Source organism: Sinomonas mesophila, from assembly GCF_001999765.1.
Classification (GTDB): Bacteria; Actinomycetota; Actinomycetes; order Actinomycetales; family Micrococcaceae; genus Sinomonas; species Sinomonas mesophila.
Window position 1 is genome coordinate 1 of the sequence record NZ_MTIC01000055.1, and the last position, 855, is coordinate 855.

Consider the following 855-nt stretch of genomic DNA (forward strand, 5'->3'; position numbering starts at 1 on the left):
AGGTCGAAGCAGGTGTCGGATAGTGCGAGGGGGAAGCCCGAGCCTGCGCCGGGGTAGCCCCACTCTGCCGTCGCCGAGGCTTCGACCTGCATGCTGGCCATGCCGAAGATGGGCGCGAGCACCAGGGAGAGGCCCGATGTTGGCGTCGACGTCTGGACGGTCACGGTTTTGCTGGAGGGGAAGGTCACCGAGGCGGGGACCGTCGATCCGTTGTTGGAGTTGGCTGGTGTGTACTGCGCCGCGAGCCCATCGGCCGAGCTCGTGCAGGTCGATGGTGTCTTGACGCAGTTGCCCGCGATCGCCAGTGCGGAGGCGTCGGCACCGTTCTGCAGCTGTGCCTTCTCCGCCCCGATCCTGCCGATGTCCACGGCCAGCGCGCCGGCCCCGACGAGTGCCACCATGAGCACGGCCACGAGGACGGCCACGGCACCGCGCTCGTCGGCCAGGCGCTCCTTGTTCTTGCGGAAGGGCCTCAGCCGCCGCATCGCATGGCTCCTACTCCATTGAGAGAGACGGGGCCCCACCCGAACCAGCTGCCGGTGAGCAGGTCCAGCTGGCCGGTCACGGTTGAGGTGACCTGTGCCTCGGGTGCGCAGGAGCCGGTCGTGACGGCGATGGTGTACCCGGCGGCGACGCTCTGTGCTGCGGTGGCCGCTTCGCCGGCGTCCTTCGTGATGGCCATCGTCCTGGCCGCTTCGCGTGCGGCGTTGGAGAAGACGATCTGGGCATTGTAAAGGCGCCCGAATTCGATAATGCCGAAGACGAGCGTCAGCAGGATGGGCAGAACGAGTGCGAACTCGACGGCCACAGCGCCGCGCTCCCGGCGCCTATGGGAGTTGCTTTTCATGGTTCCCC

General features: G+C 67.6%; 2 protein-coding genes. Both read right to left on the reverse strand.

All coding sequences use genetic code 11. From position 1 onward, the window contains the following. The coding region (locus BV907_RS18055; protein WP_175637519.1) for a pilus assembly protein TadG-related protein at positions 1-485 on the reverse strand (485 nt) is incomplete at its 3' end. Beyond that, a partial coding sequence (locus tag BV907_RS18060; RefSeq protein ID WP_342745580.1) for a TadE/TadG family type IV pilus assembly protein occupies positions 473-855 on the reverse strand: 383 nt, incomplete at its 5' end. The genes BV907_RS18055 and BV907_RS18060, both read right to left, overlap by 13 nt.